This is a genomic window from Methanosphaera sp. (genome assembly GCF_016282985.1).
Taxonomy (GTDB): domain Archaea; phylum Methanobacteriota; class Methanobacteria; order Methanobacteriales; family Methanobacteriaceae; genus Methanosphaera.
Genome location: NZ_JAEELZ010000044.1, coordinates 1 through 13915 on the forward strand (window position 1 = coordinate 1; position 13915 = coordinate 13915).

The 13915-nt window shown below is 29.8% G+C and carries 16 protein-coding genes and 1 rRNA gene; 12 read left to right on the forward strand and 5 right to left on the reverse strand.

Features of this window, described 5'->3' with window-relative positions; all coding sequences use genetic code 11:
- Positions 1 to 1055 (reverse strand): phenylacetate--CoA ligase (locus tag QZZ11_RS02870; RefSeq protein WP_292473428.1); only part of this gene is annotated, 1055 nt, incomplete at its 3' end.
- A gap of 217 nt (positions 1056 to 1272) precedes the next feature.
- Between QZZ11_RS02870 and QZZ11_RS02875 the strand changes: the two genes are divergently transcribed.
- The gene (locus QZZ11_RS02875) at positions 1273 to 1614 is read left to right on the forward strand and encodes a hypothetical protein (protein WP_292473431.1); all 342 of its coding nucleotides are present in this window, start codon (positions 1273 to 1275) and stop codon (positions 1612 to 1614) included.
- An 8-nt stretch (positions 1615 to 1622) separates the two neighbouring features.
- Here QZZ11_RS02875 and QZZ11_RS02880 read toward each other — a convergent pair whose 3' ends face one another.
- Genes QZZ11_RS02880 through QZZ11_RS02890 form a run of 3 tightly spaced genes read right to left on the reverse strand, consistent with a single transcriptional unit; the run spans position 1623 to position 3036 of the window.
- Complete coding sequence (locus tag QZZ11_RS02880; protein ID WP_292473433.1) at positions 1623 to 2156, reverse strand: PRC-barrel domain-containing protein; 534 nt, start codon at positions 2154 to 2156, stop codon at positions 1623 to 1625.
- A 57-nt stretch (positions 2157 to 2213) separates the two neighbouring features.
- Positions 2214 to 2765: an orotate phosphoribosyltransferase gene (pyrE, locus tag QZZ11_RS02885; RefSeq protein ID WP_292473435.1), complete on the reverse strand. Its 552-nt coding sequence runs from the start codon at positions 2763 to 2765 to the stop codon at positions 2214 to 2216.
- A 10-nt stretch (positions 2766 to 2775) separates the two neighbouring features.
- A complete protein-coding gene (locus tag QZZ11_RS02890) occupies positions 2776 to 3036 on the reverse strand; it encodes a PRC-barrel domain-containing protein (RefSeq protein WP_292473437.1) in 261 nt (86 codons plus the stop codon).
- 101 nt (positions 3037 to 3137) lie between these two features.
- Here QZZ11_RS02890 and QZZ11_RS02895 point away from each other — a divergent pair, with 101 nt between their 5' ends.
- From QZZ11_RS02895 to mtnA, 10 genes are all read left to right on the forward strand, one after another.
- The gene (locus QZZ11_RS02895; protein WP_292473439.1) at positions 3138 to 3647 is read left to right on the forward strand and encodes a ribonuclease VapC; all 510 of its coding nucleotides are present in this window, start codon (positions 3138 to 3140) and stop codon (positions 3645 to 3647) included.
- A 10-nt stretch (positions 3648 to 3657) separates the two neighbouring features.
- A complete protein-coding gene (locus tag QZZ11_RS02900) occupies positions 3658 to 4785 on the forward strand; it encodes a DUF2117 domain-containing protein (RefSeq protein WP_292473441.1) in 1128 nt (375 codons plus the stop codon).
- Between the two features lie 57 nt (positions 4786 to 4842).
- Positions 4843 to 5826 carry a methanogenesis marker 2 protein gene (locus QZZ11_RS02905; RefSeq protein ID WP_292473443.1) on the forward strand — a complete coding sequence of 328 codons (984 nt, stop codon included), beginning with the start codon at positions 4843 to 4845 and terminating at the stop codon, positions 5824 to 5826.
- A 188-nt stretch (positions 5827 to 6014) separates the two neighbouring features.
- A complete protein-coding gene (locus tag QZZ11_RS02910) occupies positions 6015 to 7547 on the forward strand; it encodes a methanogenesis marker 3 protein (protein WP_292473445.1) in 1533 nt (510 codons plus the stop codon).
- An 82-nt stretch (positions 7548 to 7629) separates the two neighbouring features.
- The gene (locus QZZ11_RS02915) at positions 7630 to 8028 is read left to right on the forward strand and encodes a methanogenesis marker 6 protein (RefSeq protein WP_292473457.1); all 399 of its coding nucleotides are present in this window, start codon (positions 7630 to 7632) and stop codon (positions 8026 to 8028) included.
- A 124-nt stretch (positions 8029 to 8152) separates the two neighbouring features.
- Entirely contained in the window at positions 8153 to 8614 is a 462-nt protein-coding gene (locus QZZ11_RS02920) for a methanogenesis marker 5 protein (protein ID WP_292473447.1), read from the forward strand.
- Positions 8607 to 9863 carry a methanogenesis marker 15 protein gene (locus tag QZZ11_RS02925; protein ID WP_292473449.1) on the forward strand — a complete coding sequence of 419 codons (1257 nt, stop codon included), beginning with the start codon at positions 8607 to 8609 and terminating at the stop codon, positions 9861 to 9863. The genes QZZ11_RS02920 and QZZ11_RS02925 overlap by 8 nt, the downstream gene beginning before the upstream one ends.
- A 19-nt stretch (positions 9864 to 9882) precedes the next feature.
- Positions 9883 to 10434, forward strand: a complete 552-nt coding sequence (locus tag QZZ11_RS02930) for a methanogenesis marker 17 protein (RefSeq protein WP_292473451.1) — start codon at positions 9883 to 9885, stop codon at positions 10432 to 10434.
- 18 nt (positions 10435 to 10452) lie between these two features.
- On the forward strand, positions 10453 to 11319 hold the full coding sequence (locus tag QZZ11_RS02935; protein ID WP_292473453.1) for a radical SAM protein: 867 nt from the start codon (positions 10453 to 10455) through the stop codon (positions 11317 to 11319).
- A 62-nt stretch (positions 11320 to 11381) separates the two neighbouring features.
- Positions 11382 to 12323, forward strand: a complete 942-nt coding sequence (gene mtnA, locus QZZ11_RS02940) for an S-methyl-5-thioribose-1-phosphate isomerase (protein WP_292473459.1) — start codon at positions 11382 to 11384, stop codon at positions 12321 to 12323.
- 5 nt (positions 12324 to 12328) lie between these two features.
- On the opposite strand, the gene QZZ11_RS02945 is transcribed toward mtnA, so the two are convergent.
- Positions 12329 to 13351 (reverse strand): class I SAM-dependent methyltransferase family protein, encoded by a 1023-nt coding sequence (locus QZZ11_RS02945; RefSeq protein ID WP_292473455.1) that lies wholly within the window; start codon positions 13349 to 13351, stop codon positions 12329 to 12331.
- A gap of 460 nt (positions 13352 to 13811) precedes the next feature.
- On the opposite strand from QZZ11_RS02945, the gene QZZ11_RS02950 reads away from it, so the two are divergent.
- Positions 13812 to 13915: ribosomal RNA gene (locus QZZ11_RS02950) — 16S ribosomal RNA — on the forward strand; the annotation flags it as partial.

Genomic DNA, 13915 nt, shown 5'->3' on the forward strand with positions numbered 1-13915 from the left:
ACACCATTAATAGAAAGTAATGCTTTTTCAATCTGTGATGGGAATACACTTACACCTTTAATTTTAAGCATATCATCTGTTCTTCCTGTGATTTTATCCATTTTAACTAATGTTCTTCCACAACCACATTTTTCATGGTGAAGTTTTGTAACATCTCTAGTTCTAAATCTTATTAAAGGCATACCTACTCTAGTTAAAGTTGTAAGAACTAATTCTCCTGATTGATTTTCAGGAAGTTGTTTCATTGTTACAGGATCTATTATTTCTGGATAGAAATGATCTTCATTTAAGTGTAATCCATTTTGCTCAGAACATTCCATAGCTACACCAGGACCCATTACTTCTGTGAGACCATAAATGTTATATGCAGGGGTCTGGAATTTTTCTTCAATTTGTTTTCTCATTTCATCAGTCCAGCTTTCAGAACCAAAACCAATCACTTTAAGGTTTAAATCATCAGGGGTGATGCCCATAGATTTTAATTCTTCAGCAATATGCAAACCATATGATGGTGTGAAAATTAACATAGTACTTTGGAAATCTTTCATTAGTTCTATTTGTCTTAATGTTTGTCCAGTAGATATAGGTACTACAGTTGCTCCGATTTTTTGACCACCATAATGAACTCCAAATCCGCCTGTGAATAATCCATATCCGTGGGTGTTTTGTATGATATCATTTTCATCCACTCCCATCATGGTAAATCCTCTGGCGATTAATTCTCCCCAAATATCCAAATCTTCTTCAGTATAACCTGAAACTGTTGGTTTTCCCGTGGTACCACTAGATGTGTGGATTTCTATAATATCTTTTTGCGGAACAGCAAACAAACCAAAAGGATATGAAGCTCGTAAATCAGTTTTTGTAGTAAATGGTAGTTTTTCAATATCTGCTAGAGTTTCAATATCTTCAGGAAAAACTTCTTCTTCAGTATATCTTTTATGGTAATAAGGTACTTCATTAAATGCTGTTTTAACAACATCCTGTAATCTTTTCAATTGTAATTCTTCCATGTCTTCTTTTGACATGCATTCAATTTTTTCATCCCAAAACATTATTTATTAACTTCCTTTAGTTGTTATTAATATAATCTTTATTAGACATGATAATTATAAATTTTTATTTTTAAAAACAAGATTTTTTACATTTCTTTAAGAAGATTTTTAGATTAAATAATCATATTGGAATTATAAAATAATTTTTCTAATGATATTATATTAAATTAGATAAAAATATTAATTGTTTATATAATAATTAGTTATAGGTGAATACATGTCCGAAAGAAAAATTACTTATGAAGAAATTGAGAAATATGAATTTGTTTTTGCAAAAGTTCCATCTTTATTACTTGGAACAATGATAAGAAGAAATTCTGATGTAGTATCTAAATTTAAACCTCAAATTGTTTCAAAATTAAATAATTTAAATGAAGTTCAACAAGAACAATTGGATACTATATTAAATACGGAAGTTTCAACGTTACAGGAATTGTTAAAAGAAGCATATGAACATTCAGGTAAAAAACAGTATAAACAATTATCTGATCCAAAAGCAGCTCCGTTTTTAGAAAAAAATTTGTCAGAACTTAAAAAAATAGTTGAAGAAAAGGAATGAAATAAAACTCATTCAATATCTACTTTTACAGAATCTTCAGATTCTTCTTTTTCTTCACTAATTACTTTATTTATAATAATGTAATCTCCGATACTAGTTATGTCTTCTTTATTGATAACATTTTCTTTTTTAGATTTAACAAATGAAGAAGATTGTTCTGATATTGCAAATCCATTAATTACGAATTTTTCTAAATCTAAATCAATGTTGCTAACTTTACCAGCTACATTTCCTTCAGAATCTAAAACAATTTTACCAATTAAATTATTTATTTTAACAGTTTTTTCTTCAGATTCTGGAAGTTTATCTAATAGTTTTTCTTCTAATTCTTCGGCAGTTTCTGAAACTTGTACATAGTCTCCTACTGCAAGAATACTATCTGCTGTAATTTCGTAATATTTCTTATTGATTGGATTTCCAACGGAACCATATACTTTTGCAATTGAGAATGTTTTCATGTTTAGGTCAATTTCCGCTAATTTTGCAAGGTCTCTTGCTTTTTTGTCAATAATTTTCTTTCCTAGTAAATCTTTAGCATTCATGTTTTTTTCTCCATAGTTATTATTTAATATTTCATTTCTTTTTGTTAATTATTAAAATTATGCATCATTAGAGTTTATATAATCTTTAAATTCAGTGATTGTAAGTAATGGTGTAAATATTATATTTTTTTCTTCAAATGTTTCTTTTGCTCCTTCTTCTCTATCCACTATAACAAAAGCTTCTATAATTTTCCCACCATTTTCATTTATTACATTTATAGCTTTTAACAATGAGCCGCCCGTTGTGGTTACATCTTCAACAATTATAACATTATCATTTTCTAATAATTCACCTTCTATTTGTTTGCTGGTACCATAAGATTTTTTTTCTTTTCTAATCATGAGCATTGGTTTTTTAGAAATTAGGGATGTTGCTGTAGCAATTGGAACGGCACCTAAAGCAGGTCCGGCTATTTTATCAATATTTTCATTTTCTATTTTTTCACTAATCATGTGAGCTACTGTATCAAGAATCTCAGGCATTGTAATAGCTTTTTTCATATCAACATAATAGTCACTTTTTTTACCAGAGGATAATGTAAAATCTCCAAATTTAATAACATCGTTTTCTTTAAGTAATTTTAATAATTTTTCTTTATAATTTTCCAATCTCTTCACCTTATGAATTTATTATTTCATCAACAATATCCTTTAAATCCTGTTTTAAGATAATTTTATCTCCAACATGATCTATATTTTCAAAAGGAATTTTTTCTTCATCATTTGATGACATTATTTTTTTACTAAATCCCTTTTTAATAATAATTAAGGACTCTATTCTATTTAATGAATTATCAATTTCAATATCTTTGACTTTTCCAACAATATTTGCAGAACTGTCCAATATTTCTTTCCCAATAACATCATCTAATAATCGCATTTAAATCACTTATATATATATTTTTATTAAAAATTTATATAAATGTATATTAAATTTTATACTACATACACATACATAAGAATAAAAAAGGATATATTAAAATGAAATTGTATATATTAGATGCTTCTGGTTTGATAAATGGTTTTTTTTCAAAAGATTCATTAAATTTAATGACGTCTTCAACAGTAAATGAAATAAAAGATATTAATACTGAAATGTTATTGGATAATTGTATCAGGGAAGGTATCATTAAAATTGAAGATGTGGATTATTCTAAAGATGAAGAAATAATGGATGTTCTACTTTCTAGTGGAGACTTTACAAGATTATCTCAAACTGATAAGGATATTGTTGCACTCGCATTAAAACATCAACGTGATGGGGATGAAGTTATAACGGTTACGGATGATTATTCCATGCAAAATACTTTAAAACTGTTACATTTAAGATTCCAGTCTGTTAGAACAAAAGGAATTAAAAAAACAATTCAGTGGAAAAAAATTTGCAAAGGTTGCAGAAAAGAATATCCCTCAGATACAACATTGGAAGAATGTGATATTTGTGGTTCTCCTATAATTAGAAAACGTATGAATGCTCATAGTAATTTTTAAAGGTTAAATTATGAAATCATTAAAAATAGGTGTAATTGTACATGGTCCAAAAATTATAGATTCCGGATGTGCTGAAAAAATTATTAAAATATTGGGTGATTATGGTGAAGTTACTTGTCGTTTAGGTGGAACAATGGGAAGAACAGCAGTAATAGATGCTCATATGGAAGATATTATTAATATTGAAGATAAATTATTGCCTAGCCAATCCATAAATTTATTATCTGAGGATAATGATGTATTGTTTCTATTAAATTATGGAAAATCTATAATTACAGGACATACTTTTGGTTATAAAGTTTTAAATAATGCAGGTAAAAATATTAATCTGATTCAAATTGAAAGACCATTTGAAGAAGATGGGGTAATAATTCAGTGGAATGATTTTAAAAACGAATCATTGATTAAAGACTTATCTAAAAGACTGCATTTAAAAGTCATTTCATCAATTGAAGCAATTAATACGGTACGTGAATTAACAGGGTTTAATGAAGTCGAAGGTACTGTTAAACGTAAAGTGGCAGGAGTATCACCTGGTGAAAATATAATGATGAATGGGATAATTATTGGTAAAGTAACAGATAACCATTTAACAATTATTGCAAGAAATAATGAAATCATTAAAATGGTTGGTGGTGAAATTAAGAAACATGGTGTTGAAAAATTGGGTCAAGTTGATCTAACTAAAGCAATAATTAAAACAGGATTACTTAGAACAACAGATAATATTAAACCAAGATCCATTAAACATGTTCCAAATAAACATTTAAAAGCAGTATTCTTAAATCATGCTGCAGAAGATATTTATAAGTATAATTGTGCTGATGTATTGGTTTCAATAGGTGATGATACAACTTTATTATCTTCAGATATTTTATATAGATTTAATATTCCTATTATAGGAATTACTGATGGTGATTTGGATAAAGTTGTATTGAAAGGATTTAAATTGGATGAATCTCTAATAATTCAACTTCCATCCGGATATGATGATAAAGTGGGTGCTTGGATACATGAAAAAATATTTAATAATGAAGAGTCTATAGAAATTAGAAGTATTGATAATCTTAAAGAAAAAGTATTAAATTTAATAGATAAATCGGGATTGAAATTTAAAATTGTAGATAAACAATTATAATAATCTAATTTAAGAAATATTATAATATTATTTAATCATTTTTAGGAAGGAATTTTTTTGGATTTTAATGAAATAATTGAATCAATTAGAACATTTAAAGGCGTTACTCGTAAGAAATCTATTGCAGATGTTAGAGAAAAACTTAAAGATACATATAACATTTCAGGTAAAGTTCATTTAGCTTTTGGAGATGATGCTGCTGCAATTGACATCGGAAATGATTTGTTGATGTTAATGGCTACTGATGGAATATGGGGATCCTTGATGGATATAGATCCATGGTGGTCTGGTTATTGTTCTGTTTTAGTTAATGTTAATGATATTGCAGCTATGGGTGGTATTCCAATGGGAATGACAAATGTATTGTCTTCTTCTAATCCAAAAATTACTGAAGAAATAATGGATGGTATTAACGAAGGAGTTAAAAAATTTGGCGTTCCAATGGTTGGGGGTCATACTCACCCAGATACTCCTTATGAAGCATTGGATGTTGCAATAAGTGGTATTGTTGGAAAAAATGATGTTCTTCCTAGTTGTGGTGCAAAATTGGGGGATAATGTCATTGTTGCAATTGATTTGGATGGTAGTGTATATCCGGGTACAGAAATTAATTGGGATACAACTAGTGATAAATCACCGAAATATGTTCAAGATCAAATTAAAATAATGAATTCAATTGCTAAAAAACATTTAGTGAACTCTTGTAAAGATATAAGTAATCCGGGTATTGTTGGAACATTAGGTATGTTATTGGAAGCTTCTAACATGGGAGCAAATATTGATTTAGAATCTATCCCAAAACCAGAGGATATGGATTGGATTAGTTGGTTTAAAATGTATCCTGGAAGTGCTTTTGTTTTAACAGCTACTGACGATAATACTGATGAATTAATAAAAATGTTAAATAAAGAGCATATTACTGCAAATTGTATTGGAACCGTTACGAATAACCATGTTTTATCAATGAATTATAAAAACACTTCAAAAACGGTCTTTGATTTTGATTCAGAAATAATAATGGGGTTTTCTGAAGATAGATAACTTTTTTTTATAACCTTCTTTTTTTAATTCTTTTTTAATTCTTTTTTTCTATTATTATTAGATAATATTTTTCAAATCTATTAATACTATTAATTTCATAAATAAAATTTATAGAAATACTTCATATAAATTTCTAAAAAAATAGAATCAATATATTTTTTTATTTGATTCATAATTGAGGCGAAAAAATGCAAGTTAAAGTCAATGATGTTGAAATAGATGTAGATGCTGGTTCAACTGTTGAAGATGTTATTAAACTATCTAATGCACCTTACATTGAAGGTTCTGCTATTGCCTTAATTGAAGGTAGACAAGAATTGGAAAGTCATGTAAATAAATATAAAATTTCGACTACCCAAGGAAGTATAATTATTGAATTAGTTGAAGATGCTGAAATTTTAACTGATTTCTGGAAGAATAATTATCAAAAGTTTATAGGCACAGCAATTAGATGGACTACATCACATGAAGTAGCTATGGGTTCTATGGTATCTAATTTAGAACCTACTCAAGACGAATATCTTTATAATAGATGGGATGTAATAATCAGTTTATCTGGTTTTTCTAATGAAGCTACTCACATCATATTTTCAAAAGCTAAACATAAAGCAGTTTATGGAGTACCTGATCACAATAAAGGTATTTTAGCAACAATAGTTGGTGGAAAAAGGACTCTGGCTAAACTGAAAAATACTGATGAAGTTCTTAACATAGAACCAGTTATTGAAAGAAAAAGTGTAATCAACAGTGCTTCAGTTACAGATTTTTCTACACAATTGAAAGAAGGAAATGAATTATTTACTTATATGGAAGTTGAAGCAAATCCTGAAGCTCCAATGTCCTTTGAACATTTCTTAAAAATTATAGAAGACGGAACATTTAAAGTTGACTATGAATCAGAAAGTTTTGTAGGTAATAATCATTTAAAAGGATTAGAAAAGGAATCTGAAGTTGTAGAAAAACGGAAACGTGGAGTTGTAACTTTAAGAAATCAGGGTAATGGTGTTGGTAGGGTATATATTTACCGAGAAGACAGAGTGTCTGTTCCTACACATAATGTAATTGGTTATATTACAAAAGGTATACAAGTACTGGATATTGTTAATGAAAATGAAAAAGTAACAGTATTAACTAATCCTCAAAAGATTTCTACTGTTGCACTTACACAGAAAGAGGCTGATGAGTACTTGGATAATTTGGGTATTCAACATGAAAGAGATGGTGTGACCGATGATGATGCTATTATAGTTGCTCAAGAACCAAATTATACTTTACAAATTAGTGATGGGAAAAGTATTAAAACATTAGGTGTCCCACCTCAAGAATTTGTGGAAATAGAATTGTATGAGGATGAAAGTCCTAGTACTGTATGGTACTTTAGAAAAATTACAGGATTATTGGATGGTGATGTTGGACATTTAAGAGTTGACATGGCTATTAAAGAAATGGATATTTTAATGTTCAATGCAGTTAAAAAAGAGGCTAAAGGTTTAATACCGGAAAAAACACCGGATGAAATTGTTCATGCTTGGGATATTTGTGTAAGTAACATGGCATGTAAACATATAGGAAATATTGGTATTAGATTTAAGGATAATAAAGATTTTGGACCTACTGGTGAAGCTTTCAGCAGTACTAATATAATAGGTAAAGTTGTAAGCGGGTTTGATAATCTAAAAGCATTTAAAGAAGGGGATACAGTCTATGTCAAAGAAAAATGAGGACATTGACAGTGAATTTTGTCATATTCCAATGGGCGATGGTACTTATAGGGATTCTGATCAAAAAGATAAAATTACACGTATGGTAATTTTGGGACCGGGTTGTTCTATAAGTTCAAAAGAATTGTTTAATTTCTTACATTTATTGGAGTTACCAATTAACATACGTTTAACATGTTATGGAGCTAATTTAAATGGTGAACCAGACTATGTGATGGAAGCAGTAAATCGTGTAAGGGAATTGGATCCTACACATATTTTCATTAAATTCAGAGGTTTTCCACCTGGTGATCCTAGAAGGTGTAGGGCAAAAAGAGGTGGAGCCAGGGAAGGTTTCCATCAAATTGAGGCAGAGTATAAATTATTGCCTGAAGTTAGTTATGCTTTAGAACATCCAAAACATGTTGAGTTAACACAACCTAAAAAAATACCAGTAGATGAATTTACTGAAATTGTTAAAGAAATCGAGTCAAAAAAATAATTTTACTATGAATAATTTATTAATGAAGTGTAGATAAGACTTTAAAAAAACTATTGGTTATTTTCAAAAAATTAAACAGTAAAATTTAAGGATAATATTTAAAACACATAAAAGAGGTTATATTATGAAAGTTGCTATATTTCCACCAAATTCTATGATACTGGCAGATATGATAGTAAGGAGTGGACATGAACCATTAGTTGTTCAAAATCAAATGAAACAAAAGGTAACATCACCTGATCTTGATGCACCACCTTTTAACATGACAGAAGATGATCCTATAAGTGGATTAAAATATGCTGCAATTGAAGTACCATCAGGTGTGCGTGGACGTATGTCATTATTTGGTCCTATTATTGAAGAAGCTGAAGCTGCAATAATTATGAATGAAGCACCTTATGGTTTTGGATGTGTAGGATGTGCTAGATCATCAGAATTAACAGTATTTTCATTAAGAAGAAAAGATATTCCTGTATTGGAATTAGATTATCCAACTAGTCGTGATGATACTGTGGAGATGGTATATAAAATCAATACCTTTTTAGATAATCTAGATAATGATGGGGAGGATGAATCCAATGATTAGGATAGCACAATTATCATGTGGTACAGAATATAGTGGTGTTCAAAAGGAAATTGAAAAAGCTGCAGAAACATTTGGTGCACAAATGGTTATGCCTGATGTAAATTTAGATGATATTGATGAAGCTTATGAAAAATTTGGATTAAGTTGTGCAAGTTCTAGTCTTAAATTAATGATTGCACGTGCAATGTCACTTGTAGAAGGAAAAAATGAAGCAGATGCTGTTTTTATATGTACTTGTTTCCGATGTGCAGAAGCAGCTATTGCAAGAAATGAAGTACGTAGACTTATACAAAATTACACAGATTTACCTGTAGTAACTTATTCCTTCACAGAAAAAACCAAAGCATCCGAACTTTTTATTCGTATGGAAGCTTTAACTACTGTTGTATCCAGAAAAAGTATTTTGGCTCGTGAAAAACAAGAGGGATTAACATTAGGTATTGACAGTGGTTCTACAACAACTAAAGTTGCACTTATGGAAAATGATGAAATTATAGGTACTGGTTGGGTAAAAACTGGTGATATTATAGGATGTGCAAATGACGGTATTGAACAGGCTCTTGATGGAACAGGTTATAAACTTGATGATATTGAAGCTATCGGTACAACAGGATATGGTCGTATAACTATAGGTAAAGCAATGGGTGCAAAGCTTATACAAGAAGAAATTTCTGTAAACAGTAAAGGAGCAGTATACCTAGCAAATGCTCAGAAAGGTGAAGCAACCGTTCTTGATATAGGTGGTATGGATAACAAAGTAATTACAGTAAATAACGGTATTCCTGATAACTTTACAATGGGAGGTATCTGTGCAGGAGCATCAGGTCGTTTCTTAGATATGACCAGTAATAGATTGGGTGTAGACATTACTGAATTAGGTCCTCTTGCTCAGCAAGGTAATTATAGAAATGCTATATTAAACAGTTACTGTATTGTATTTGGTATTCAGGATTTAGTTACCACATTGGCAGGTGGAGCTTCAAAAGCTGATGCAGCTAGTGCAGCTTGTCATTCTGTTGCCGAACAAGTTTATGAACAGCAATTACAAGAGATTGATGTACGTGAACCATTAATTCAGGTAGGAGGTACTTCATTGATTGCAGGATTAGTTGATGCAGTACATGATATTCTTGGTGGAATAGATGTAATTGTACCAGAATATTCTCAATACATTGGTTCAATAGGTGCCGCTATGTTAGTATCAGGTCTTAAAGATACAGATATTGACGATAGTAAAAGATTTAAATAAATTCTTGGAGGTACAGTATATGTATGTAGAGTGTTATGATGAAGTAGGTGCACAAGTATACGATACCTTGCTCAGACATACTCTTCAAGACTTAAAATTAGCTAGAGCTATAAACGGTATCAAAATCTTTATTGATCCGAGAGAAGCTTTATTTATTGGTGTGGTAAAACTTGAAAAAGCATCACAGCCAATTTATCTTGATGATATGGCTAGCTATAAAACGGAAAATGGAATATTAAAAATTTTAATAGAAAATGAAAATTATCTTCCAGATTTATTAAGAGTTTTATGGATTAAAGAGGGAAGGGTAAATGTTTCTCAACCTGATAGATATAAAATAGAAATCACTAACCCCACTATTGATCCAAAAAATTTAGTAGTTGTAGATCCATCTAAAGAACTTAAAAGAAAAGTTTATGATGCATTGTTCAGAGTAATGCCTGAAGGATTCCGTATGACAAAAAATGCTAGTCAAGGAAATATGATTTGTATAATGAGTAGTGATGAAATTATAGATGAAAAATGGAATGAGAAATTTAATGAAGTAATAGAAGAAGTCAAAAATCAATAAATTCTTAAGGGGGATTTCATGACTAAACATGACATGAAACATTTTGCTCACGTTACTCAAGCACATCCATGTTTTAACGAAAAGATACATGATAAAGTTGGTAGAATCCATATACCAATAGCACCAAAATGTAATATTCAATGTGGTTTTTGTACTAGAAAAATAGATGAGAAAGAAAATAGACCTGGTGTAGCATCATGTATAATGACTATTGACCAAGCTATGGAACATATTCGGGATACAGTTCAAAAAATGCCAATTAATGTAGTTGGTGTTGCAGGACCTGGTGATTCTTTAGAAAATCCTGATACACTAAAATTGTTCAGAAGAGTTCGTGATGAATTTCCGGATTTAATATTGTGTATGAGTACAAATGGATTATTAGTTCCGGATTATGCGGATGAAATAAAGGAAGCTGGTGTAAAAACTGTAACAATTACGATTAATGCCGTAGATTTGGATATAGGAACCAAGATATATGATGATATTGAATATCATGGAAAAATGTATCATGGAAAAGAAGGTTTTAAAATACTTTTAGAAAATCAATTAAAAGGAATTGAATTATTATCTGAACGAGGAATAATTATTAAGGTTAACAGTGTTTTAATTCCTGGAATTAATGATGAACACATTGTGGAAATAGCTAAGGTAGTTAAAAGTAAAGGAGCCTCAATAATGAATGTACTACCGTTAATACCTTTAAACAAATTTAAAGATATTCCACGACCAGGGTGTGGACAACTCAGTGAAGTTAGACAACAAGTAGAAGAATATCTTCCAGTATTCAGAGCTTGTACTCAATGTAGAGCTGATGCATTTGGTATTCCGGGAAAACATGGTGAAGACCACTCCCTAAACATAGTACCTAGTAGTCATTATTAACACAAACTTTTTTTATTTTTTTTTAAACTATTTTTAAGATTAATTTTGGAGAACATATTATGATAGAAACATTATACTGGAAAAACAATACATTATATTTATTAGATCAAACTAAACTTCCACATACAATAGAATATGTGGAATGTAATAATTACAAAGAAACTATTGATGCAATTAAAACTATGGTTGTAAGAGGAGCACCAGCAATTGGGGTTACGGCAGCATATGCAATGGCATTAGCAGAACTTGAGGGAGTTGATTTAAAAACTGCAGGTGACGAAATAAAATTGGCAAGACCGACTGCTATAAATTTATTTTGGGCTGTTGACAAAGTTTTGGAGAATGTGGAACAAGGAAAAGATGCAGTGTCAATAGCAATTGAGATGCAAAAAGAAGATATTGAAATTAATAAAAAAATAGGGGAATATGGAAATACAATCATAGAAGAAAATGATACTATATTGACTCATTGCAATGCGGGAGCATTAGCTTGTGCAGGTTATGGAACTGCTTTGGGTGTAATCAGAGCTGCAAATGAAAACAACAAAAATATTAATGTAATATGTGATGAAACAAGACCTGTATTACAAGGTGCTAGATTAAGTGTGTTTGAAATGCAACAAGAAAACATTCCTGTAAAATTAATAGTTGATGGTGCAGCAGGTCATATGATGCAGAAGGGGGAAGTTGATAAAGTAGTTATAGGTGCAGATAGGGTAGCTAAAGGGGGAGTTGCCAATAAAATAGGTTCATTAATGGTGGCTCTTGCAGCTAAAAGATATGATGTTCCATTTTATGTTGCAGCACCAATCAGTACTTTTGACTTTGAAAATAATATATTTGATACAACAATTGAACAAAGAGATTCTGATGAAGTATTAAAAATCAATGGAAAATATATTTCAAAAGAAGAAACAATAGTTGAAAATCCTGCTTTTGACATAGTTGAATCAGATTTGATAACAGGAATAATTACAGAAGAAGGTATAAAGAAAGCATTATAGCTTCTTCATTCTATTTTTATACTTAATCCAATATGCCAAATGCCAGGACTTTGTGATTTAACCTTTCTAATATCTATTACATCAATATTTCTTGGAGATGCGATATCCTTAACTCTTTTTATAACAGTTTCATAATCTGAAGAAAATTCATAATAATTTAAGATTCCACCTGGTTTTAAGTGATTAACAGCAATATCCAAGAAATCTTTTGCTGTTCCAGGTAGGTTCATTAAAATTCTATCTGCTAAAGGCAAGTCTTTTATCACTTCTCTAATATCTCCTTCGATAGGTATGACTTCACCTACTAACTTATTTAATTTAATATTTTCATTAACATATTTGAAAGCTTCAGGGTTAATATCAACACTATATATCAAAGCATTCTTCACATGAGCAATACTTATAGGGAAAGAACCAATTCCTGCAAAAAAATCTATTATAATTTCATTTTCTTTAACTTCATCAACTATACGTGATCTTTCTGTTGCTAATCGTGGACTAAAATATACAGTTGAAGGATTTAGTTTAAAACGAATACCATACTCTTTATGGATAGTTTCCAAGTCATCTTTTCCTGCAAGGTATTCTAATTCTCTCGTTCTAGTTATTCCTTGAACTTTACTTTTTTTGTAAAAAACACTTTTTCTTTTAGTAAAGTTGAGAACAGCCTCACCAATAATTTTTTTCTTATCTTCAAGTTCTGGAGGAATTTCTAGAATAACTATATCACCAATTACATCGAAGGATTTTCTAATTTCTTCCAAATCTTTTTCAGATATTTTATCATCTAAAAAATCCATAAAATTTTTAGGTCTATACTGTGCTTCTTCAAAATCATAGTTTTCAGTTTTAATATTATATTCAGATTCAAGTTGATTAATTAATGTGGTATCATAATTGTTAATAAGTGGAAAATATACATAATTATCATCACTTCTAACTTTATACTCTGTACAAAGTTGTTTTTCATTAATTAATATTTTACGTAATTTGTTTGCTTCTTTTTTAATAATTTTTATACCTTTCATTTACACACTTAAAAATAGTTTTTCAAATATGATTCATATTACTAATATTAGTTATTTTGTTATTATTACTATTTATTTCTATTCAAATCTATATCACAGAACTATTGCAATATTTTCTATTTATGTTGATTAGAGTGATTTGTTGAGCATAGTATGTGCTACAAAAAGCGTATCACTTGAACATGAACATTTGTTTGTTTTGTTATGAGAGTGTTTATTTCCAATTGTAGCGATAAAATGATGATGATGAGAGCTAAAGTAAAGTCCGTTTGGATGATTTAGTTTGATGTATGTTAACGCGAAGTGTAGAATGGTTATTTTTAATCATTTGTGGTGTATGACTTTTGTGTCATATTGTACGCTAATTATTAATAATTAATCCTTTATATTTTGTTTACTTATACTTCTATAAGAACAGTGTGTTTTTTTTTCCGCTTTGGGAATTGATTTACTGTGTGTAAATCCGTTTGATCCTGGCGGAAGCTACTGCTATTGGGATTCGATTAAGCCATGCAAGTCGAATGAATTTATATTCATGGCATACGGCTCAGTAACACGTGGATA